General features: G+C 32.8%; 23 protein-coding genes. 18 read left to right on the top strand and 5 right to left on the bottom strand.

All coding sequences use genetic code 11. From position 1 onward, the window contains the following. Nucleotides 1–56 precede the first annotated feature (56 nt). From mscL to LNP27_RS02960, 6 genes are all read left to right on the top strand, one after another. On the top strand, nucleotides 57–473 hold the full coding sequence (gene mscL / locus LNP27_RS02985) for a large conductance mechanosensitive channel protein MscL (RefSeq protein ID WP_229943032.1): 417 nt from the start codon (nucleotides 57–59) through the stop codon (nucleotides 471–473). A gap of 161 nt (nucleotides 474–634) precedes the next feature. Beyond that, complete coding sequence (locus LNP27_RS02980) at nucleotides 635–1,630, top strand: aspartate-semialdehyde dehydrogenase (RefSeq protein WP_229943031.1); 996 nt, start codon at nucleotides 635–637, stop codon at nucleotides 1,628–1,630. 78 nt (nucleotides 1,631–1,708) lie between these two features. Next, on the top strand, nucleotides 1,709–2,056 hold the full coding sequence (locus tag LNP27_RS02975; RefSeq protein WP_229943030.1) for a hypothetical protein: 348 nt from the start codon (nucleotides 1,709–1,711) through the stop codon (nucleotides 2,054–2,056). Nucleotides 2,057–2,185: 129 nt separating this feature from the next. After that, on the top strand, nucleotides 2,186–4,393 hold the full coding sequence (locus LNP27_RS02970; RefSeq protein WP_229943029.1) for a TonB-dependent receptor: 2,208 nt from the start codon (nucleotides 2,186–2,188) through the stop codon (nucleotides 4,391–4,393). Between the two features lie 331 nt (nucleotides 4,394–4,724). Then, complete coding sequence (locus LNP27_RS02965) at nucleotides 4,725–6,827, top strand: prolyl oligopeptidase family serine peptidase (RefSeq protein WP_428979015.1); 2,103 nt, start codon at nucleotides 4,725–4,727, stop codon at nucleotides 6,825–6,827. A gap of 336 nt (nucleotides 6,828–7,163) precedes the next feature. Then, a complete protein-coding gene (locus LNP27_RS02960; protein WP_229943027.1) occupies nucleotides 7,164–7,478 on the top strand; it encodes an HPF/RaiA family ribosome-associated protein in 315 nt (104 codons plus the stop codon). Nucleotides 7,479–7,677: 199 nt separating this feature from the next. Here the strand turns inward: LNP27_RS02960 and LNP27_RS02955 are convergent, their stop codons facing one another. Beyond that, a complete protein-coding gene (locus LNP27_RS02955; protein ID WP_229943026.1) occupies nucleotides 7,678–9,282 on the bottom strand; it encodes a L,D-transpeptidase family protein in 1,605 nt (534 codons plus the stop codon). 493 nt (nucleotides 9,283–9,775) lie between these two features. Between LNP27_RS02955 and LNP27_RS02950 the strand changes: the two genes are divergently transcribed. From LNP27_RS02950 to LNP27_RS02940, 3 genes are read left to right on the top strand one after another with little or no spacing between them, the layout of a single operon-like run. After that, nucleotides 9,776–10,687 (top strand): AsmA family protein, encoded by a 912-nt coding sequence (locus LNP27_RS02950; RefSeq protein WP_229943025.1) that lies wholly within the window; start codon nucleotides 9,776–9,778, stop codon nucleotides 10,685–10,687. Nucleotides 10,688–10,747: 60 nt separating this feature from the next. Beyond that, nucleotides 10,748–12,232, top strand: coding sequence for an AsmA-like C-terminal region-containing protein (locus LNP27_RS02945; RefSeq protein WP_229943024.1), 1,485 nt, complete (start codon nucleotides 10,748–10,750; stop codon nucleotides 12,230–12,232). A gap of 12 nt (nucleotides 12,233–12,244) precedes the next feature. After that, the gene (locus LNP27_RS02940; protein ID WP_229943023.1) at nucleotides 12,245–12,751 is read left to right on the top strand and encodes a nuclear transport factor 2 family protein; all 507 of its coding nucleotides are present in this window, start codon (nucleotides 12,245–12,247) and stop codon (nucleotides 12,749–12,751) included. A 2-nt stretch (nucleotides 12,752–12,753) separates the two neighbouring features. Here the strand turns inward: LNP27_RS02940 and LNP27_RS02935 are convergent, their stop codons facing one another. Beyond that, nucleotides 12,754–14,352, bottom strand: coding sequence for a L,D-transpeptidase family protein (locus LNP27_RS02935; protein WP_229943022.1), 1,599 nt, complete (start codon nucleotides 14,350–14,352; stop codon nucleotides 12,754–12,756). A gap of 251 nt (nucleotides 14,353–14,603) precedes the next feature. Here LNP27_RS02935 and trmB point away from each other — a divergent pair, with 251 nt between their 5' ends. From trmB to LNP27_RS02900, 7 genes are all read left to right on the top strand, one after another. After that, nucleotides 14,604–15,281 (top strand): tRNA (guanosine(46)-N7)-methyltransferase TrmB, encoded by a 678-nt coding sequence (trmB, locus tag LNP27_RS02930; RefSeq protein ID WP_229943021.1) that lies wholly within the window; start codon nucleotides 14,604–14,606, stop codon nucleotides 15,279–15,281. Nucleotides 15,282–15,329: 48 nt separating this feature from the next. After that, nucleotides 15,330–15,965, top strand: a complete 636-nt coding sequence (locus LNP27_RS02925; protein ID WP_229943020.1) for a LysE family transporter — start codon at nucleotides 15,330–15,332, stop codon at nucleotides 15,963–15,965. A gap of 46 nt (nucleotides 15,966–16,011) precedes the next feature. Next, nucleotides 16,012–16,338, top strand: a complete 327-nt coding sequence (locus LNP27_RS02920; protein ID WP_229943019.1) for an MGMT family protein — start codon at nucleotides 16,012–16,014, stop codon at nucleotides 16,336–16,338. A 350-nt stretch (nucleotides 16,339–16,688) separates the two neighbouring features. Next, a complete protein-coding gene (locus tag LNP27_RS02915; RefSeq protein WP_229943018.1) occupies nucleotides 16,689–17,825 on the top strand; it encodes an Mrp/NBP35 family ATP-binding protein in 1,137 nt (378 codons plus the stop codon). Nucleotides 17,826–17,861: 36 nt separating this feature from the next. Further along, complete coding sequence (locus LNP27_RS02910; protein WP_229943017.1) at nucleotides 17,862–18,101, top strand: NifU family protein; 240 nt, start codon at nucleotides 17,862–17,864, stop codon at nucleotides 18,099–18,101. Nucleotides 18,102–18,479: 378 nt separating this feature from the next. Then, a complete protein-coding gene (locus LNP27_RS02905; protein WP_229943016.1) occupies nucleotides 18,480–18,653 on the top strand; it encodes a hypothetical protein in 174 nt (57 codons plus the stop codon). A gap of 106 nt (nucleotides 18,654–18,759) precedes the next feature. Beyond that, nucleotides 18,760–19,092 carry a 2Fe-2S iron-sulfur cluster-binding family protein gene (locus tag LNP27_RS02900; RefSeq protein ID WP_229943015.1) on the top strand — a complete coding sequence of 111 codons (333 nt, stop codon included), beginning with the start codon at nucleotides 18,760–18,762 and terminating at the stop codon, nucleotides 19,090–19,092. Between the two features lie 72 nt (nucleotides 19,093–19,164). On the opposite strand, the gene LNP27_RS02895 is transcribed toward LNP27_RS02900, so the two are convergent. Next, a complete protein-coding gene (locus LNP27_RS02895; protein WP_229943014.1) occupies nucleotides 19,165–19,950 on the bottom strand; it encodes a DUF3050 domain-containing protein in 786 nt (261 codons plus the stop codon). Nucleotides 19,951–20,048: 98 nt separating this feature from the next. After that, nucleotides 20,049–21,227 (bottom strand): acyl-CoA dehydrogenase family protein, encoded by a 1,179-nt coding sequence (locus tag LNP27_RS02890; protein WP_229943013.1) that lies wholly within the window; start codon nucleotides 21,225–21,227, stop codon nucleotides 20,049–20,051. Nucleotides 21,228–21,616: 389 nt separating this feature from the next. On the opposite strand from LNP27_RS02890, the gene LNP27_RS02885 reads away from it, so the two are divergent. Both LNP27_RS02885 and LNP27_RS02880 read left to right on the top strand, forming a co-directional pair. Further along, entirely contained in the window at nucleotides 21,617–22,117 is a 501-nt protein-coding gene (locus LNP27_RS02885; protein WP_229943012.1) for an RNA polymerase sigma factor, read from the top strand. After that, nucleotides 22,104–22,724 (top strand): hypothetical protein, encoded by a 621-nt coding sequence (locus tag LNP27_RS02880; protein ID WP_229943011.1) that lies wholly within the window; start codon nucleotides 22,104–22,106, stop codon nucleotides 22,722–22,724. Before LNP27_RS02885 ends, LNP27_RS02880 begins: the two co-directional genes overlap by 14 nt. 3 nt (nucleotides 22,725–22,727) lie before the next feature. Here LNP27_RS02880 and LNP27_RS02875 read toward each other — a convergent pair whose 3' ends face one another. After that, nucleotides 22,728–23,435: a tRNA1(Val) (adenine(37)-N6)-methyltransferase gene (locus LNP27_RS02875; RefSeq protein WP_229943010.1), complete on the bottom strand. Its 708-nt coding sequence runs from the start codon at nucleotides 23,433–23,435 to the stop codon at nucleotides 22,728–22,730. Nucleotides 23,436–23,492 lie beyond the last annotated feature (57 nt).

The raw sequence follows: 23,492 nt of genomic DNA, 5'->3' as shown, positions 1-23,492 counted from the left end.
TTTGACTATTTTTGTTAGGAGCAAATTATAATAGTTTTAACGAAAAAAAGAAAATTATGGGGTTTTTTAGTGATTTTAAGGCATCTTTAATGAAAGGCGATGTGTTAAGTTTAGCCACTGCCGTTGTTATTGGTGGAGCATTTGGTAAAATTGTAGGATCAGCTGTTGATGATGTTATAATGCCAATTGTAGGTCTATTAACAGGTGGGATAGACTTTACGCAAAAATTTGTTACACTTGATGGAAATAGTTATGCGTCACTTGATGCTGCTAAAGCTGCAGGAGCTGCTGTAATTACTTATGGTAATTTAGTGCAGGCAGTTATTAATTTTGTTATTATTTCATTGTTTGTTTTTATTGTTTTAAGAGCTGCTGAAAAAGCAAAAAAGAAAGAAGTGGTTGTGGTTGCTGCTCCAGCGGGACCTACTCAAGAAGAATTGCTTACTCAAATTAGAGATTTATTGAAAAAATAATCTTGTTTAAAATAATCTTGAAAACCACGCCTTCTAGCGTGGTTTTTTATGGCGATGTTATATGTATAACATTTTGTTATTTTTTGTTAACGCGCTTGTTTTGATTTGAATATTACTTACTTTTGCCTTTCAAATTTTATATTCAATAATAAATATATACTATGAAAATAGCAGTTGTTGGTGCCACCGGAATGGTTGGTGAAGTAATGTTAAAAGTGTTGGCAGAAAGAAATTTTATTGGTGCTAATGATGAGTTGATTCTTGTTGCTTCTGAAAGATCAGTAGGAAAGCAAATCGAATACAACGGAAAAAAACTAACTGTTGTAGGTTTGCAAACTGCTGTTGATATGAAAGTAGATATTGCCTTGTTCTCTGCTGGTGGTGATACTTCATTAGAATGGGCTCCTAAATTTGCTACAGCTGGAACTACAGTTATTGATAATTCATCAGCTTGGAGAATGGATCCTACTAAAAAATTGATTGTTCCTGAAATTAATGCTAATGAATTAACCAAAGAAGATAAAATTATTGCGAACCCAAACTGTTCAACTATTCAAATGGTTTTAGTTTTGGCTCCTTTGCACAAAAAATATAATATCAAACGCGTTATTGTTTCTACTTACCAATCGATTACCGGTACAGGTGTGAAAGCGGTACAACAGTTGGAAAATGAATATGCAGGAGTTCAAGGTGAAATGGCTTATAAATACCCAATTCACAGAAATGCAATTCCACAATGTGATTCTTTTGAAGAAAATGGATACACGAAAGAGGAAATGAAACTAGTTCGCGAAACTAAAAAAATATTAAGTGATAACACGATTGCTGTTACGGCAACAGCTGTTCGTGTGCCTATTGTGGGCGGGCACAGTGAAGCGGTAAATGTAGAATTCTCTAATGATTTTGATTTAAGTGAAGTGAGAAACATTTTGCATCATACAGATGGAATTGTTGTACAAGATAATAATGACACTTCTACCTATCCAATGCCGATGTATGCACAAGGAAAAGATGCTGTTTTTGTAGGTAGAATTCGTCGTGACGAAAGCCAAGAAAACACATTAAATATGTGGATTGTAGCTGATAATTTAAGAAAAGGAGCTGCTACAAATACGATACAAATTGCTGAATATTTAGTTGCAAATCATTTGGTGTAATTATTCATAGATTAAGATACTATTAAAAAACTACAACTTTTACGGTTGTAGTTTTTTGTTTTAGTACATTTGCCGAAGATGAAGAAAAACAAACTCATATTAAGTCTTTCTCTGATTTTTACAGTATTGTTCTCGATGCTGTTTCAATCAGTGCATACTTATGAGCATTTTTCAAAACAAATTTCCGAAAAACATTGCGATCATAAGTACAATGTTTCTGGTACTGAGATAACGCATCAGCATCACAATTTAGATCATTGTTATGTTTGTCATTTCGGTTTGAGTAGTTACATTTCTCCAATAGATTATTCCTATCAATTATACTCGAACATTGGAGAAATTCCTTATTTTAGTATTGTATCAGAAACTATTATTTCGTTTTCTGCCGGTACGTATTACCTTCGCGGTCCCCCAGTAAATTGTTAAAGTAGTTTTATTTTCCTTCAGCATCATTGACATGATATTGACGGATACTTTCGTATTTACTAAATAATTCCATTGTCGGCACTATCTTTTTTAAGAAAGCAGGCTCGAGGAATACCATACTCATTTTTAATGAAAAAAATTATCATAGCCCTATTTATGGGCATTTCTGCTATGCTTCAAGCGCAAAACTCAATTTCAGGAACCGTAACTGATTTAAGAAACCAACCTCTAAAAGGAGTTTCAGTATATATATCAGAATTAAACAAAGGAACTGCAACGGATGAAAACGGAAAGTATATGTTTTCTAATTTGCCTAATAGAAATTTAAAAATCAGCTTTACTTTTATAGGTTTTGGAGTCCAAAACAAAACAATAAGTAGTATAGCAAAAGAAAGTACACTTAATATTATTCTAGAGGAAACTATCTTCGAAATGGATGAAATCATCGTTTCAACTGCTTTTAATAAAATTCAGTCCCAAAACGTGATGAAAGTGGAGCATGAAAGCATCAAAAACTTACAACGAAAAGGAACTGCCACTTTGATAGAAGGGTTGGCTACGATTCCCGGAGTTTCACAGGTTTCTACTGGAACATCAATCGGGAAACCGGTAATTCGTGGTTTGAGTGGTAATCGTGTTTTGGTGTATTCTCAAGGTGTTCGTATAGAAAATCAACAATTTGGTGATGAACATGGTTTGGGTTTGAATGACTCTGGAGTAGAAAGTGTTGAGGTTATCAAGGGACCAGCCTCTTTATTATACGGTTCGGATGCGTTGGGCGGTGTTTTGTATTTTAACCCAGAAAAATTTGCTAATGCTAATACATTTAAAGCTAATTTTAGTCAAAAATATTTTTCGAATACGCAAGGGAGTAGTTCTTCATTGGGGCTGAAAACCTCTACTGATAACTGGAAATTCATGACTCGCGGTAGCTATAACACGCATTCTGATTATAAAATTGCTGATGGTGACCGAGTAACTAATACGCGATATAATGAAGCGGATTTTAAAACTGGAATTGGCTACAGTGATTCTAATTTTTCGAGTGTGTTACGATACAATTATAATAATTTGGACTTAGGAATTCCGGAAGATGGAATTGTAGAACAAACCACAAGCAAGAAAACGGATTTTCCTAAGCAAGGAATCTTCAACCATTTGTTAAGTTTAAATTCTATACTTTATTTTAAGAATTCAAAACTAGATCTTGATTTAGGATATATTGCTAATGATCGAAGTGAGTTTGAAGATAGTAATGAGGCAGCGTTGCACATGAAATTGAAAACCTTCAACTACAATGTAAAATACCATTTGCCAAAAACAGGGAAAATAGAAACAATCGTTGGAGTTCAAGGAATGCACCAAACCAATAGAAATTCAGGAGAGGAATATCTAATTCCAGATGCAATTACTAATGATTTTGGCGTTTTTGGAACGGCTAATTACGAGTGGAAATCCAATGTTTTACAGGCAGGATTTCGTTTTGACAATAGAAAGATTAGTACCGATGCGCAAGGAATTGCAGGCGAAGAAGGTTCTTTTGAAGCTATTGATAAAAGCTATGACAGCTTTAATGCCTCTTTAGGATACAAAACCAGTTTAGCTGATGATTTGACTTTGCGTTTGAATGTAGCTTCAGGATTTAGGGCACCTAATTTAGCGGAATTAACTTCTAATGGAGTTCATGAGGGAACAAACCGTTATGAAGTAGGAAATAGCAATTTGAAAACGGAACAAAATATACAAACAGATGTAAATTTAGAATACAAAAACAGTCATTTTGAATTTTTTGTAAATGGTTTTTACAATCATATCAACAATTATATTTACACTGCAGCGACTGGAGAAATTCTCGATAGCAATCTAGTTTTCGATTACATTCAGGACAACGCTAAACTGTATGGTGGAGAAGTAGGTCTGCACTTTCACCCGCATCCATTAGATTGGTTACACTTTGAAACTAGTTTTGAAACGGTAACAGGCAAAAAACAAAATAAAGAATACTTACCACTAATTCCAGCTAATAATTGGGATAATACGATTAGAACTGAATTTAAAATTAAAAATTGGTTGAAAGAAGGATTTGCTACATTGAATGTTTCTAGCACTTTCAATCAAAAGAATGTCAGTGGTTTTGAAACAAGTTCGAATGGATATTCTTTAGTCAATTTAGGCTTTGGAGGAACGGTGAAATTAGGTAAAACTATCTTTGACGTGAATGTAAACGGGAATAACCTGCTTGACAAAAGATATATTGCACACCTTTCCCGACTTAAAACGGATGATATTCCTAATATGGGAAGAAACATCGTTTTGGGAGTAAACTTTAATTTGTAAAATAATTTAACAAGTTGTGTTCAATAGAATAGTAGGTGATAAACGCTCTTTTTATTTTACATACCACAAAGCACACTAATCACGTTAATTTCAGCATTTATAAAAAAACTAATTTTATGCTAATTAACAGATTTGTGTAATAATTAATAATCTTAATTAGTGTTGTTCTTGTAATTCGTGGCTAATTTTTTCTGAACACTTGCGTTTGTTCCCAAAATTCAGTGCTTATTTTAGTTTTATTTATGAGTATTCGACAAGAACAACACTAACTATTTCCCTATTTTTGTAATAACCTAAAAAACAGAATTTAATGAAAAAAACTTTTTTAATTATGGCTGTGTCTTCTACATTGGTAACTTTTGGTCAAGGTCAAAAAACAAATACAATGAAGTATCCACAAACGAATAAGGGCACAACGGTCGATGTCTATTTTGATAGTAAAGTTGCGGATCCTTACCGTTGGCTTGAAGATGATAAATCGGCTGAAACGGGTGCTTGGGTAAAAGCTCAAAATGAAGTAACTTACAATTATTTATCTCAAATTCCATTTCGTGATTTAGTAAAACAACGAATGGAAAAATTGTGGAATTATGAAAAAATAGGTGCGCCATTTAAAGAAGGCGAATATACCTATTATTATAAAAATAATGGTTTGCAAAATCAATCGGTATTGTATAGAAAAGATGCTAATGGAACCGAAACTATTTTCCTAGATCCTAATACTTTTTCTAAAGATGGAACTACTTCACTAGGTGGACTGGACTTTTCTAAAGATGGTTCTAAAGTAGCATATGCTATTTCAGAAGGCGGAAGTGACTGGAGAAAAGTCATCATTATGGATGCTGTTTCTCAAAAAATCATAGAAGATACTATTGTAGATGTAAAATTTAGTGGTGTGTCTTGGAAAGGTAACGAAGGGTTTTACTATTCTAGTTATGATAAACCAAAAGGGAGCGAACTGTCAGCAAAAACAGATCAACACAAACTGTATTTTCATAAATTAGGTACTGCACAAAAAACGGATAAAGTTGTTTTTGGTGCCGATAAAAAACGCCGTTACGTTGGAGGAAGCGTTACTGATGACAATCGTTATTTAGTGATTACAGCGGCTAATTCTACGTACGGAAATGAATTGTACATTAAAGACTTATCAAAAGTGAATAGCCCTATTGTGACTATTGTTGATAATTTCAAGAGTAGTAACAATATCATTGAAAATGAAGGGACAAAATTATTCATAGATACAGATTTCAATGCACCTAACAAACGCATCGTAACTGTAGATGTAAATAATCCTAAACCAGCAAATTGGAAAAACTTCATTGCAGAAACGGAGAATGTATTAGCTACTTCAACTGGTGGTGGTTATTTCTTTGCTAATTATATGCAAGATGCCGTTTCAGTGGTGAAACAATATGATTATTCTGGAAAACTAATTCGTCAAATTGAGTTGCCTGGAGTAGGAACTGCAGGTGGTTTTGGTGGGAAGAAAAAAGAAAATACATTGTATTATTCGTTTACTAATTATATTACTCCAGGTTCTACGTTCTCATTTGATGCAACTACGGGACTTTCTACCGTGTATCAACGACCAAAAGTAGATTTCAATAGTGAGGAATATGAGTCTAAACAAGTGTTTTATACGTCTAAGGATGGAACTAAAATCCCAATGATTATCACTCATAAAAAAGGATTGAAACTCGATGGAACAAATCCAACGATGTTGTACGGATACGGTGGATTTAACATCAGTTTGACGCCAAGTTTTAGTATTGCCAATGCCGTTTGGATGGAAAATGGCGGTGTTTACGCAGTACCAAATTTACGTGGTGGAGGAGAATATGGTAAAAAATGGCATGATGCAGGAACTAAAATGCAAAAACAAAATGTATTTGATGATTTCATCGCAGCGGCAGAATACCTTATCGCAGAGAAATACACTTCGTCAAACTATCTTGCCATTCGTGGTGGGTCAAATGGAGGTTTACTTGTAGGAGCAGTCATGACGCAACGTCCAGATTTGATGAAAGTTGCTTTGCCAGCAGTAGGCGTACTAGATATGTTACGTTACCATACTTTTACCGCAGGAGCAGGTTGGGCCTATGATTACGGAACAGCTCAAGATAACAAGGACATGTTTAATTATCTAAAAGCATATTCTCCAGTACACAACATTCAAAAAGGGATTCAATATCCGGCTACGATGGTTACTACAGGAGATCACGATGATAGAGTTGTACCAGCACATAGTTTCAAGTTTGCGGCTGAATTACAAGAAAAACAAACGGGATCAAATCCAGTTTTAATCCGAATTGATATTAACGCAGGACATGGAGCAGGAAAATCTGTAGCGGCAACCATTCAGGAAAACGTAGATATTCAAGCATTCACATTATACAATATGGGAGTGGTTCTATTGCCTAAATTGGATTAGTTTTAGGAGCTGATTCCTGCTGTACACTATATCTGTTGTTGCGAACCCCGCCACAACAGGATGCCGTTTCCATCAGGGCTATGCGATCCAGTTTCTAAACAATTATAATTTTTAAAAACGCTATTCGAAAGAGTAGCGTTTTTTTGTTTTTCAATAATTAGATATGGAGGATTAATCTGGTATGCTTTTTTTGTATTTCAAGAAAAAATGAGAATCCATTTTCTTTCTTTAAAACCGCTGTTTTCTGCCATTAATAGTCATAATTTTTTACTAATTCATGAGGTTTTTGGTAAAGGTTTCGGTAAATTTGAGAGACAATCATTAAATATATAAAACATGACAGTACAAATCAACACAGACAATAATGTAGAAGGACACGCACGTTTAAAAACATACATTGCGGAAGAATTAAAAACAACTTTAGCACGGTTTGAAGATAAAATAACCCGTTTAGAAGTGCATCTTGGAGATGAAAACGGAGATAAATCTGGAGTTAATGATAAGCGATGTCTTATCGAGGCTCGTCCAGTTAATATGACGCCTGTAGCAGTTACCAATCATGCAGATACAACTGAAAAAGCTTTTCACGGAGCATTAGATAAAATTAAAAAAGTACTAGAAACAACTTTCGAAAAAAAGAAAACGTATTAAATAGTTCTCGTTTTAGAAATTGTTTAAAATGAAAAATGACACTGTCTTACTAAATGATAGTGTCATTTTTTTTATTTTTATCTACATGAGATTTTATAAACTCAAAACAGCATTACGAGAAATTAAAGTTTTATTACATGCACGATTTTAATTAGTATAAACTTCTTTTAGCATAGATTTCAAACAACTAAACAACATGTTATTCCGCTGTTTTTAAATCTTCTCTATTTTCAAATAATAGAGCGGCTAATTTTTCGTCTCTTTTATATACATCATCATAAAAATGTACTAAACCTTCCGTATCTACCCAAACTGTAAAATAGCCGATGTAAACTGGAATTTTTTCTTTTAAAGTGTACCAATACTCATCGCCGCTATCCATTTTAGCATTTATTTTTTCCGCGTCCCATTTGGGATCATTTTTCATAATTGCGGTCGCAAGATCTCTGGGTCTAGCCACACGAATACAACCATGGCTAAAGGCTCGACTATCTCTGTTAAATAAACTTTTAGAGGGTGTATCGTGCAAATAAATATCATTGGAATTAGGGAATAGAAACTTTACCAGTCCTAATGAATTTGTAGGGCCGGGTTTCTGACGCACGGAATTTTTATTCCATTCCATATTATGTTGTGCGAGATAATTTGGATTCTTTTCAATACCAGGCAGAATTTCTTTTTTTAAAATGCTGGTAGGGATATTCCAGTAGGGTCTAAATACAATGTACTTCATGGGAGCACTAAAAATGACTGTTTTGTTAACGGTCTTTCCTACAACTACTTTCGACTTTACTTCTGGTTTTCCGTCTCTAAAAAAAGTTAATTCGTATGCGGGAATGTTAACCACTATTAATTCTTTTGATTTAGTAATGTCGTTTGATATCCATCGGCAGCGCTCCATATTAACCATGATCGTCTTTATACGCTCCGTAATAGGCACATTCATGTACTTGATATGCTGCGGAAGAATTATATTATTGACAGGACTTCCGCTACTCTTTTTAAAATTTAAAATACCGGCTTCTAAATCCGAATCGTAAACGATACTTTTAGAATCGCTAGAAATCGCATCTGTAAGAAATAAATATTTTCTGATTTGTGCAATTGTAGTGGCGCTATCACCGGGTTTAAAGGATTTTATTGCGGGGTCTAATTCAATAGTGCTCCAATTTCCTTTTTTTTCTATTTTTTGGTATTTTTGCAACACATCTCTCAGAAGATAATATTGTTTCAACACGCCTTTTTCTTCCTTGTTTATCAACGAAGGATTGATTAATAAAGAGTCTAAAAAATGAACGTAAGTTTGTTTTTTTCTAGGTAAAAACCATTCTAGATCAATTGTTTTTTGCTTGTCAATTCCTTCATACACTTTATTGGAATAAAAAAAGTAAAGTGATGAACTTAATAATTCAGTATCCACACTTGCTTTTTTATTTTTTCCAGGATTGTAATATATAGTGTCAAATTTAGTTTTATAAGGAATCTCAGTTTCAATTCCCTCTGAACTCAAATTATTCACTTTGTTATAAAGTATGCCAGAAAATTCATTTAAGCCATCTTTATCAAACCAGATGTAATGAAAATTATGTTTTCTGTATAAATTTTCTACATCATTTTGATACGTTTTAAGTTTCGGATATTTCTGAAAGAAAGTGCTTATTTGCGTGCTGTCAAAAGCAACTTCGAGGGTGTTAATACTCGCAGGAATTTTTACTGGATCGCTTTCTATTTTCTTTTTACACGAAACAAAACTTAATGGTAGAATAAAAACAATGAGTACTATATATAGGCAAAATTTTTTCATAATTCAAATTTTAATTCGCAAAGAATTTTTTAAATGACGTACAAAAATACATCAAATACACTATCTCACTACGAGTGTTTAGAGAGTGGTATTTTTGTTAGTAGGGTTTGATGCGTATATTTTATCTGTAAAATAACTAAAAATATTTTATATATTGCTCATTAGCAATATTATAGGGTGCCTATTTTTGATTTTACCGGTTTTTTACCACAATTATTAAGGCATTTGAATCCAAAAATTATGAAATAATGCTAGTACATTATGTAATGATCTTGCTAGTTTTTAGGCTCAAAATTTAAATATAAGATGCTATTATCGACAAGTTAAATTAATAAAGGCGTTCTCTTTCAGTTTATTGTTAATTAATCTTTTAGTAAAAAAAAACTTATAGCTTTTAAGTTGGTGATGATTTACGCTGCAAATTCATTTTTTATATAATTCATTTCAGCTTCCTATATTTTTAGTTACCTTGTATTTTAAATTACTGATAGATATGAATCAATTATGGGAACGCATGCAAACATATAGTAAAACTGAAAGTTTTAGGAAATTAATCAAGAGGATTGGTTTTTTCTTTTTGGGCGTTTTTATCATTTTATCGACTTCAATTGTCGTTCTAGCTGTTTATTTTAATAATAATAAGGCTAAGATTACTACTCAAATTAATAATAAAATAAATGAAAATATTACTGGAACGATTCATATTGGAGATGTAAAATACAAATTCCTAAAGGGTTTCCCGAATATGACTTTGGCTTTAAGCCGAGTGGAATTAAAAGACAGTTTGTGGACTGTGCATAAAAGGACTTTGCTAAAGGCAGAACAAATTGAAGTACGAATCGATCTGTTAGATTTGATTACAAATGAAATAAATATTGATAAGATCGAAATCCACAATGCTACATTACATTTGTTTAAAGGGAAAGATGGTCTTGTAAATACGGCTATTTTTAAGGCTAAACCCAAAAAAAAGAATTCTGAAAGTGCGACGACTTCTAGCGTCAATCAAATTATTTTAGAGCAAGTACATTTCATCTCTGAAAACCAACTAGGAAATAAGTTGTTTGATTTTGATGTAATTGCACTGAAAAGTAAAATAGATTTTGAAACTGACGACTGGAATACCAATATTTACTTAAAAACGATAGCCAAGAGCATGGCTTTCAATGCGCAGAGGGGAACTTTTATTAAAGATAAAGTTGTTGAAGGAATTTTGAAAGTTAATTTTTCACTGGTAAAAAATCAAATTAGTGTTAGTGCTGAAAAACTTTTAATTGGCAAAGACCTTTTTAACGTTAAAGCGAATTTTAGCTTGGATAAAAATACATCCCCATTTGATATTGCTATAAAAGCAAAAATTTTATGGAAAGATGCCTCTGACTTGCTAAGTGCAAATATTAGTTAGAAGACAAATCAATTTAATCTAAAAGATCCTATAAATGTAAGTTGTACAATTGTGGGCGATATGAACTCCACCGGTGATCCAGAAATTAAGGTGGCTACAAAAATTAAAAACAATGAATTAAAAATACCGGATGGACTTATAGCTGATTGTAGTTTTAATGCCAACTTCACCAATCAGTATAGTAAAGAAGATGGTTGCAATGATGCTAATTCTACAATTGTAATCACTGAGTTTTCTGGAAAATATAAAACAATTCCATTCTCAATTCCTCAGGGTGTAATTTCAAATTTTGAAAAGACCGTAGCTGCTGGTAGTTTCAAATCAAATTTTGATATTGCTCAATTAAATGAAATTGTATCGAAGGATTTAGTACATTTTTCTGGCGGAAAAGCTAATGTGAGTTTAGATTTTAATTTCAATGTCATGGACTTGAAAATTAAAAAGCCGCTCTTCACTGGAAAAATAGACGTTAAGGGAGCTGTTGCAAAATATGGTCCTCGCAATCTTACTTTCGTAAAAACAGATGTTCACCTAGATTTTACAGAAGAAGCGCTTTTAATAAAAAAAATTAATTTTAAAGACCGTCGAAATAATGTATTAATGGAAGGAAAAATAAATAATTTCCTGACTTTATATTATGATAGTCCAGAGAAAATGGTTGTCGATTGGGATATTTACGCACCGTTTCTGGATGTGAAACAAGTTGTTGGGATTATCACAAACTCTGGTCAGCAAGTTCCAAAAAAGAAAACTACAGCAGATAATTTTTCTAGAGAAATGACTTCTGTTATTGAAAAATGCCAAGTTTTACTTTCTTTGAAAGCGGACAAAATGGTGTATAGTAAACTAGAAGCAACTAATGCTAAAGCTACGGTTTTACTAGTCAACAACGAAGTAATTGTAAAAAACGGCTCTGTAGAAAGCTCGGGCGGAAACATTTCGTTTGAAGGGAAATTAGCTCCTTATAAAAATGACTTTATTTTGAAATCAAATACTAAAATTAATAAAGTTAATATTGCTAAATTCTTAACATCAGTAAATAATTTTGGCATTGTATCATTCAAACCTAATAATTTAGAAGGATTTTTAACGGCCTCAGCGTCAGTACAAGGAAAGTTACTTGCAAGCGGAGAGTTGAAAACCAATTCTCTTTCAGGTACAGCTCAGTTTAATGTGAATCAAGGAGCATTGATTAATTTTAAACCTATTACTAATGTCGCAAAGTTTGCTTTTCCTTTTAGAGATGTTAATAATATAATTTTCAGGACGTTGTCAGGCGGGTTCGAGATAAATGGCGAATTAGTGAATGTCAATGAGCTAAAAGTAAGTTCTAATGTTATAAATTTAGATGTTAATGGAGTGTACTCATTTGGCAGTGGTACAAATTTAGCGATGACTATTCCTCTTAGAAATCCAAAAAATGACCAACTAATAAAGAACAAAGCAGAGCGAGCTGAAAAGCGTTACAATGGAATTGTATTGCATTTGCTTGCCATTGATGAAGACGGGAAAGTAAAAATAAAATGGGATAAAAACCACGAATAAAAACGATATAACATGAAAAAAGTAATAGCCATTTTTATAGTACTGGTTGTGTCAGGGTGCAAAAGCTTGATGGAAAATGAGGTAAGCGCTGAAGCAACTATTAACACAACTATTGATGATTGGCATAAAGCGGCAGCAGCTGCTAATTATGAATCTTATTTTGGTTTAATGACCGACGACGCTGTTTTTATTGGTACTGATGCGACAGAGAATTGGAATAAAAAAGCATTTCAAGTCTATGCGAAACCTCATTTTGACAAAGGGAAAGCTTGGGATTTTACAACTTTAGAGCGACATGTATTTATTGATAAATCTGGAAAAATCGCTTGGTTTGATGAATTGTTGAATACGCAAATGAAAATTTGTCGCGGGTCAGGAGTATTGGTTAAAATAAATAAGGAATGGAAAATAAAGCATTATGTTTTGTCAATGACTATTCCTAATGAGAGTTCTGGCGAAGCAATTAAGATTAAACAATCTGAAGATTTGCTAATAAAAAAATTACAGGCGAAACAATAGTTTTAATTATAATCTTCAGAAAAAAGAATCTCCGCTAAGCGATCGTCACGTTCATAAATATCATTAAAAAAACTAATTTCGCCTGAATCGCTTACCCAAGCGGTGAAATAGCCCATGTGAACTGGTAGTTTTTCTTTTAACATACAAGTTATTTCTTTGCCGCCTTCCATTGCGCTTTTAATCCGCTCCACAGGCCATTCAGTGTTGTCTTTTAAAATTAAATACGCCAACTCTTCAGACTTGTTGACATTGATGCAACCGTGACTATACGCTCGATACTCTGATTGAAATAAACTTTTTGATGGCGATCCATGCAAATAGATGTCGTTAGAATTGGGGAAAATAAACTTGACTTTACCTAGTGGATTTTTAGGACCTGGTTTTTGTCTAACGCGACCCTTTATCGACTCCATTTCATTTTCAACTAGATAGTTCTTATTTTGCTCCAAAGCCGTTTTGATTTCGCTCTGCACTATGCTTGTTGGGATGTTCCAGTACGGACTAAATACCATGTAATTAATGTTGCCGCTAAATATTACCGTTTCATTCATCGTTCCACCTACAAAAACATTTGATTCTAGTTCTGTTTTGCCATTTCTTACAAAGAAAAGTTTGTAGGACGGAATATTTACGATAATATATTGAGCTGCTTTAGTCATTTCAGGGTCAATCCATCGGCAACGTTCCATGTTAACCATAATGGTTTTGATGTAGTTTTCAATAGGGATATTCATTCTGGATATCTGACTGAAAGTAATGACTGGATCTTCGTTGTATCCATTTCTTTTTTTGAAATTTATAACCCCATCAATTAGCTCCTGATCATAGCGATTACTTTTAGAATCAGAATGTAAATCACCAGTTGTAGCTAATCGTTGTCTAATTTGGCCAATGGTTTGCGAACTATCACCAGGCTTTAATTCGAAGACTAATGTGTCCCTTACAATTTTATTCCATCCGCCATTTTGTTCTATTTTGCGGTATTTCTTTAAAACTTCCCTTAGTTTATAATATTGATTAAATTGCGCAGTATCATTTTTATCCAATGCCTTTGGGTCAACGAGCAAATAACTTAATAAGGTAGCGTAGGAAAGGTTTTTTTGAGGAATAAGCCACCCAATTTCTTTAATTTTATCAGATTCTATGCCTTTGTAGACTTTTTGCGCATAAAATAAATACATAGCAGATAGCAATAATTCAGTATCTACGGATGCAAGGTTTTTTGTCGTTTTTTCGGTAAATATGGAGTTAATTTTATTCTTATAAGCAAATTTTGACTGCAAACCTTCCTGTTCTAATTCATTTGTTTTAGCATATAATAAGTTAGCAAACTCTATGAGCCCTTTCCCTCCAAACCAAATCGATTTGTAATTCCTTTTGAGGTATAAATTATTAAGGTCTGATCGGTATGTTTTTAAGTTGGGATATTTATTTACAAAATTTGCAATAATAGCATTGCTAATTTTGATTGGAGTTTTTGTTGGTTGCGTTTTTTTAGTTACAACAATCTTATCGACAGCTTTGGTTGTTTTATTTTGATAGGCGTATGAGTTTGAAAAGCTTAGTGAAAGAAGTATAAAACTTATGTAGAGTTGTTTCATCGCCTGAATATTTTTGGAAAGATAGAAAAATATTTCCTTGATACAAAGGCATTGATAATGAGTGGATAACTAAAATTGACAGAAATAGAATGCTTAGCTGAGATCTGGAATGATTAATTCGCAAAAACATAACCAAATTAAGATTTTAAAAAACGTTTTTTTCATTGTACGCTGTTCGGTCTTATATAATTCCTTAATTTTGCCAGCCGAGACTAAAAGTCGAATTATACGAAGTAAATATATTTAAAAAAGTGGGAAGTAAAAATAAATTAAAGAGATTCAAAGAAAACGAGACATTCAATAATGTTTTTCAACCTTCAAGAGAGGAAGTAGTAGGAGATTTATTTCCGCTTAGAGGAAAATGGAATTCCGATTTCTTTAAAAATGAAAACCCACTTGTACTTGAACTAGGCTGTGGAAAAGGAGAATACTCTGTAGGTTTAGCGGAAAGATATCCTAACAAAAACTTTGTGGGAATTGATATTAAAGGAGCTCGTTTCTGGCGTGGTGCTAAAACGGCTGTAGAAACTGGCTTGCATAATGTAGCTTTTATTCGAACTCAAATCGAATTGATCAATCATATTTTTGCTGAAAATGAAGTGGACGAAATCTGGATTACCTTCCCAGATCCGCAAATAAAATACAAGCGTACAAAACATAGAATGACTAATTCAGAGTTTTTACAATTGTATAAAAGAATCCTTAAAAAGGATGGCGTTGTTAACCTAAAAACGGATAGTGAATTCATGCACGGTTATACTTTAGGGTTATTGCACGGTGAAGGTCATGAAGTTTTGTATGCCAATCATAATGTTTACGTAAATGAAGGAAGTCCGGAGGAAGTGACTGCTTTTCAAACATTTTACGAAAAACAATATTTAGAAGTTAATAAGGCAATCACATATATCCGATTCAAAATTAAAGAATAGTTTTATATTTGATGAAGTTTTCTTTTTTTTGACACTCGCATTTTAATTATGAATTTAATCACTTCTTTGTTTTTGGGTTTTATTACTGCTTGTATAGGTATTACTCCGCCAGGGTTAATAAATATGACAGCGGCAAAAGTGAATCTCAAAGAAGGGAAAAGAAGTGCTTATTGGTTTGTTTTAGGTGCGGTAATAATAATTTTCTTTCAAGCATCACTGGCAATATTTTTCGCACAATTTATCAAAGCGCGCCCTGATGTTGTTGTTTTATTGCGAGAAGTGGGTTTTGGTATTTTTTTACTGTTAACTATCTACTTCTTGTTTATTGCAAAAAAGCCAAAAAAGAAAAAGGGAAAGATAAAAAAGAAGAGCACCTCAACTCGTTTTTTTCTTGGCATGCTGCTATCAGCGCTTAACTTTTTTCCTATTCCCTATTATGTTTTTGTAAGTGTCTCATTAGCGTCATATAATTTATTTTATTTTGATATTACATCAGTTTTTGTTTTTGTAACCGGTGTGGTTTTAGGTTCCTTTCTAGTGTTTTATTTTTATATCACTTTCTTTCAAAAAATACAGGACAAAACGGATTATTTTATGCGTAACATGAATACTATTATCGGGAGTATTACGGGATTAGTATCGTTGATTACGCTAATCAATATTATAAAATATTACCTCAATTAAATGTTGTAATTAAATTTTAAAATTAATTTTTACATTATTTATAAAAATGGCTGATGTTAACTTTTTTGAATGTGTATATGCGGTAGTTAGACAAATTCCTTACGGTAGAGTCACGTCTTTTGGTGCAATTGCAAAAGCTTTAGGAACTGCACGCTCTGCTCGAATGGTGGGTTGGGCGATGAATGCCTCACATAAGCTAGAGGATGTTCCAGCACATCGCGTAGTAAATAGAAACGGTTTACTTACAGGAAAACTACATTTTGACGGAACAAATCTTATGCAACAATTACTGGAAAACGAAGGTATAAAGATTATTGATAATCAAGTCCAGGATTTTGACACGGTTTTCTGGAGACCAGAGGTGCAAATTTAATAACACTTAATCTTCATTTAATCGGTGTTTTATTTAGTCATTTAAAATTCAAAAATGCTTGTGATTGTTAGAGAAATGCCAACTGTCAATTCATTTTTATTATCCAATATTTATAGGTAATTTTTAATCTTCTATGAGTTATAATATGTAACCTGTAGGTCTTATGATGTACTACGTATTGTATTTTAATTTTCCTTTATAAATCGAGAAACACATTCAATTCTATCAGCAATAAATCAATCCAATTCCTTTATTTAAAGAACTTAATCCGCTATCTTTGTAATCTGAAGTCAGTTTAAATAAAGATAATATTTTGGTGTAAAATACCAACAGAAAAAAGTGAGTTAAAAATGAAATTAGATAGAAAAGATATTCTTAAAGCTTTAGAAACAATAACTGTAGCTGGAGAAGGAAAAAATATGGTAGAGAGCGGTGCGGTAGCAAATGTAATTACTTTTGGAGACGAGGTTGTAGTCGATCTAGTATTACACACTCCAGCAATGCACATTAAAAAAAGAGCGGAAGACGACATCAAAAAAACAATTCACGATTTAGTTTCTCCCGATGCTAAAGTGAAAGTAAATACTAAAGTGGAGGCTGCAGTTGCAGAAAATCCAAATCAAATAAAAGGAAAAGCAATTCCTGGAATAAAAAATATCATTGGTGTAGCCTCTGGTAAAGGTGGAGTAGGTAAATCTACTGTTACTGCAAATTTAGCAGTATCATTAGCTAAAATGGGATTCTCAGTTGGAATCCTTGATGCTGATATTTACGGGCCGTCTATGCCTATTATGTTTGATGTAGAAAGTGAAAAACCAATTTCTGTTACCATTGACGGTAAATCAAAAATGAAACCAGTTGAAAGTTACGAAGTGAAAATCCTTTCTATTGGATTTTTCACATCGCCAAGTCAAGCAGTTATTTGGAGAGGACCAATGGCTTCAAAAGCTTTGAACCAAATGATATTTGATGCTGATTGGGGTGAACTAGACTTTATGTTAGTCGATTTACCTCCGGGAACAGGTGACATTCACCTTTCAATTGTGCAAGCATTACCTATTACTGGTGTTGTAATTGTAAGTACGCCGCAAGCAGTAGCTTTGGCTGATGCTAAAAAAGGAGTTTCTATGTTTATGTCTGATGCAATCAATGTGCCTGTTTTAGGAATTATCGAAAATATGGCTTATTTTACACCGGAAGAGTTGCCAGAAAATAAATATTACATTTTTGGAAAAGAAGGTGCTAAGAATCTTGCAGAAGATTTAGAAGTTCCATTCTTAGGAGAAGTGCCAATTGTACAATCTATACGTGAGGCTGGAGATTTTGGTCGTCCTGCTGCTATGCAAACAGGTTCTTTGATTGAAACGGTTTTTGAAGAAATTACACGTAATGTAGTTCGTGAAGTAATTAGCAGAAACGAGAATTTACCAGCTACTGAAGCTGTAAAAATAACAACTATGGCAGGTTGTTCATCGGTTAAGAAATAAGCTTACTAATCTCCGACGGGGAATAATAAAATAAATATGACAACAGACGAATTAACAATAGAAGTTCAAAAAGCACTAGAGGAAATTAGACCTTTTTTAGTTTCTGATGGCGGCGATATTACGCTGATTTCTATAGAGGACGGAAAGCATGTCAAAGTGCGTCTTGAAGGAGCTTGTACTAGCTGTAGTGTAAACCAAATGACGCTTAGAGCAGGAGTGGAGACAACAATTAAAAAGTTTGCGCCACAAATAGAAACGGTTGTGAATATTTTGTAAATTTATATCATCGAAACTATAAAAATGGATCGAAGTGTTGTCACAAAATGTACTTTTGAGGAAGCAGATGATCATGTTACTTTTTATAGAGATAAAACACCATTAGAAAGATTAAATCATGCCTGCTTTATAATAAATTCAATTTTTAAAGTATCTCATTTGGAAAAGGTGAATAGAAGTATAACTTTTTCTAGAAAGCATGGCAAATAATATTTTTAATGTTGATTTTTTAGAATTCTTACAGCTTTTAGAAAAATATAAAATTAATTATATTTTATTTGGAGGTTGTGCAGTCGTTTTACACGACTATGTTGGAGTACCGCGGATATTGACTTATAGGTAGAAAAAAATAGTGAGAATTATCGCAAATTAAAAATAGTGTATCAAGATTTTGGTGCGCCGATTTTTCCAGAATCAGAGTTTTTAGGTGATAGCTATAATGTTTGGGGAATTGGAAGAGAACCTTCTAAAATAGAAATTCTCACACAAGTTGACGGATTAGTATTTAAGGATAGTTTTAAAAACGAAATTATTTTAAAGTTGATACGTTAGAAATACTTTATATAGATTTTGAAGATTTAATAATAAATAAAATAGCTACTGGTCGCTGTAAAGATTTAGCAGATATAGAGCAATTAAAAAAGAACGATAAAGACTAATGCCACAAGATATTACTATAAAAATTACCGATAGAAACGGAATAGCTCACGAAGTTGTCGCTCCAACAGATATGAATTTAAATGTCATGGAGATTATTAGAATGTACGAATTAGCAGAAGAAGGAACTGTAGGAACTTGTGGCGGAATGGCAATGTGTGCTTCTTGTCAATGTTATGTTTTAAATGATGTTGCTTTAACCGAAATGGGAGATGACGAAGAGGCAATGCTTTCAGAAGCGTTTTACGTAAAGTCAAATAGTAGATTGGGTTGTCAAATCCCAATTACTGAAAGTCTTGAAGGATTAGAACTAGAATTAGCCCCAGAGAATTAAATTGTAAAAGTCCTGATTTTGTGTCAGGACTTTTACAATTATATTAATTTCATTATCAGAAAAAAAGAGATACTAAGTTGCTAATAATTTTTCAGAAACTAACTGTTCTTCAATAGCATCCCAAAGTCCAATACGTTTTTTTAAAGCTAGTTTAGAAACCTCCTCTACATCTGACCATTTTTGTGCATCTGTACCACATAATTCGGTGATCATTTTCATTGCCATTGGGCCATGCTCATCAGCATCCAGTTCAATATGTCTTTCAAAATAATAGATTAGTTTGCTTAGATCTGTTTCAGGGAAATTTGCTTGAAAGTTTTTTAGGATTTCAGTAAACATTGAGGGAATTAAATCTTCTCTACCAAAAGTGAAGGCAGCCGCAATTTCATGTGATTTTCCTTCGTCTATTACACGAAAAGTAAAATCTAAAAATGCCTTAATATTAGGGTGTAAATTACTTTTTTTAATAGCTACAAAAATATTTTGAAGTGATCCAACCTCAATGAGGAAATTGTTAATTCCTGATGTATCGGCATTAAGAGCTTCCATCGACTCAATATACATTTCATAATGACTAGATCGTCTTCCGTCTAACGTTAAATCTGATTCTTCGGCTAGTACAATTTCATTTATTAAATACCTTGTGTTAGGATTTGAAGTTGCAAACCATGGAGTGGTGGTACATGTAAGTTTAGTTTGCAGTGCTTTTAGCAAAGACATGAAATCCCAAACAGCATAAACATGATTTTCAACAAAGCATTTTAAATCTTCAACTGTTTTTACTTTTTTATATAAAGAATGTTGTAGCAATAGTTCTTTTTGAGGCTGAATACTATTGTTTATTGTGGCAATATTCATAAATTTTATTTTTGGTGTAAAGATAAAAAAGCTCCTTGTTTCCAAGAAGCTTATGTAATCAATTTTATGTATAGTTTAATAAACGTTTACTACCACGACTACTTAAATGCGGAAATTCCTGTAATATCCATACCTGTAATCAATAAGTGAATGTCGTGAGTTCCTTCATAAGTAATCACTGATTCTAAGTTCATCATGTGACGCATAATCGAATATTCTCCTGTAATTCCCATTCCACCAAGTATTTGTCTGGCTTCACGTGCAATGTGAATTGCCATATCTACATTATTTCTTTTCGCCATTGAGATTTGAGCAGTTGTTGCTCTTCCTTCATTTCTTAAAACACCTAATCTCCAAGTTAGTAATTGTGCTTTAGTGATTTCAGTAATCATTTCGGCTAATTTCTTTTGTTGTAATTGTGTTCCAGCAATAGGTTTGTCAAATTGAATTCTTTCTTTCGCATAACGCAAAGCAGTATCGTAGCAATCCATTGCTGCGCCAATAGCACCCCAAGCAATACCGTATCTAGCAGAATCTAAACATTGCATTGGTGCTCCAAGACCTGTTTTTCCTGGTAATAAATTTTCTTTAGGAACTTTTACGTTATCAAAAATTAATTCGCCCGTTGATGATGCGCGAAGTGACCATTTATTATGAGTTTCAGGTGTTGTAAAACCTTCCATTCCTCTTTCTACGATTAAACCGTGAATTCTACCTTCTTCATTTTTTGCCCAAACAACAGCTATATCTGCAAATGGAGCGTTAGAAATCCACATTTTAGCGCCATTCAAAAGATAATAATCGCCCATATCTTTAAAATTAGTTGTCATTCCGCTAGGGTTCGAACCGTGATCTGGCTCTGTCAATCCAAAACAACCCATGAATTCACCTGTAGCTAGTTTTGGTAAATATTTTACACGCTGTTCTTCTGTTCCAAATTTCCAAATAGGATACATCACTAATGACGATTGTACTGATGAGGTAGAACGAACCCCTGAATCGCCACGCTCAATTTCTTGCATGATTAATCCGTATGAAATTTGGTCAAGTCCAGCTCCTCCATATTCTTCTGGAATATAAGGGCCAAATCCACCAATTTCGCCTAAACCTTTGATGATTTGTTTTGGGAATTCCGCTCTTTGGGCATATTCTTCAATAATTGGAGAAACTTCGCGTTTTACCCACGCACGAGCTGAATCACGCACTAATTTGTGTTCTTCCGTTAGTAAATCGTCAAGGTTGTAGTAATCTGGAGCTTGAAATAAGTCTGGTTTCATGGTTCGTTGGTTTTTAAGAAACAAATTTACATAAAGAAATATAACAAAAAAATCATTGACTGTTGTATTTTTTTAAATAGGCTAAAAAAATCAATTTTAGAAGACTAATTCGTTTTTTGTTCTAATTTGAGCAATCCGTAAACGGCCGGGCTATTCGCTCTAATCTTTTTATTCTTAAAGAAAGAATAAAAAGGATTTCCGCTGCTATCCCTATTGCGAGAAAATTGAGATTTAAAAGTAATTTGATGTTTACAACAAAGTATAGAAATAGGATTTCAATTATTGTTTCTATAGATTTAGACAAATACGAAAATTTTGAAAAAAAATCATTTTAAATGTGACAATTTAGATGATTGTTTTAATAATGTAATAAAGTATAAAAGAACATTTTGGAAACATTTGAGGAAATTTTAAATAAGCACAAGGGAATAATTTTTCGGATCGTCAATTATTATTGCAAAGATTCGGATGACAAAAAAGATTTAGAACAGGAAATTTTAATTCAAATATGGCTCTCCCATAAAAAATATAATCAAGAGTTTGCTTGGAGTACTTTTATTTATCGAATTGCATTGAATGTTTCGATTGGATTTTATAATAAGCAAAAAAGGCAAAAAGATAAATTCAGCAATGTCAATTTATTTATTGAAACTAATGTTCAGGATGATATTCCGTTGGTTGTTGATGAAGACTTACAGCTGCTAAATGAATTTATCTGTCAATTAAATGATATCAATAAGGCACTGATGATTTTATACCTACAAGAAAAATCTTATGCAGAAATGGCTTTGATCTTAGGAGTTTCTGCAACTAATATCGGTACAAAAATCAACCGATTAAAAAATCAACTAAAAGAATATTTTAAAGAAAAGAAAAATGGAAATAGATAACTTAAAAAAAGCGTGGCAGGAAACAGCCGATAGACGAGAGAAAAACACTGAAATTAATTATTTATTATTAAAAAAAATGAACCAACAAATTACTTCAAGTTCAATAAGTAAGATTTTAAATTTTCAAAAAGTAGGAGCTTTTCTGGCTTTGATTTATGCTGTTATATCTTTTGTTCTCGGATTCATTATTTTTAAATCCTATCATCACAGTATTCCTTTATTTATTTCCGGAGTTTTAATGGTTTATTCTTTTCTGGGGCATTATAAAAAAAATAAAATGATTGAAGATATTGACTTTTATAAAACATCTGTAAAAGATTATTTAAAAACGGTTTTGCTATATGAAAATTGGATTCTAAAATCAAAAAAGCATGACGGTATAATTACATGTTTTTGGATTATAGTTATTACTCCGATATATATAAAATATGTTTTTCACATTGATGTTTATCAAGATAGTTATTCCGTATTGGTTTTTATGGGAGTTTTAATTGGGGGTTTTTTATTTGGTTCTTTTTTAGTAAAATCTATGTATAAAGATTATGATAGAAAATTCAATGATATAAAAATTCAATTGGATGAAATTATAGAATTTGAAAAAGAATAGGAATTACATCTTCAAATAAAAATCCTTTGTCAGGGCAATATATTCTGGAGTATAAATATGTCTGGCAGTTTCGATAATTAATTCGTCAATAGGGAAATTAGCAGTTTCTGTTCTTGAAAAAGCCAATAAACTACGCTTGATTTCGGTAGTTGGAGTTCCTTTAACCCGAGTAATTTTAAAAGGATATAATTCGCATTCTTCCGATAGAGCGATGAATTTTTTTTCTTCTTTGAATGGTATAATTACGGTGAAAACACCGTTTTCTGAAAGTAATAAATCGGCAGCTTCGATCAAATCTTCGAAAGGCATAGCGTCAGCAAAACGGGCTAAGTCTCTTTGTTCGTTATCTGTTTTATAATCTTCGGTATAGAATGGAGGATTAGAGATAATCAAATCATACTCGTCTTCGGGTTCTTCAACAAATTCGTCCAAGCCAGCGTGAAAGCAAAACAAGCGATTGCTCCAAGGAGAATTTTCGAAATTATCCACAGCTTGTTCGTAGGCACCTTCATCGATTTCTAAAGCATCAATTTGTTGGGCGTTACTTCTTTGCGCAAGCATTAAAGCAATAATTCCTGTTCCTGTTCCAATGTCTAGAATACTAAATGGATTGTTGTTTATTGGAGTCCAAGCGCCAAGTAAAACGCCATCTGTACCTATTTTCATGGCACATCGGTCTTGTTGGATTGAGAATTGTTTGAAACTAAACATAAAGAATTTTGATTTCAGATTTTTGAAGAACTGAACACTAAAAACTGAACACTGAAC

This window comes from Flavobacterium galactosidilyticum (assembly GCF_020911945.1).
GTDB classification, from domain to species: domain Bacteria; phylum Bacteroidota; class Bacteroidia; order Flavobacteriales; family Flavobacteriaceae; genus Flavobacterium; species Flavobacterium galactosidilyticum.
This window is presented reverse-complemented; position numbering and strand designations above follow the sequence as displayed.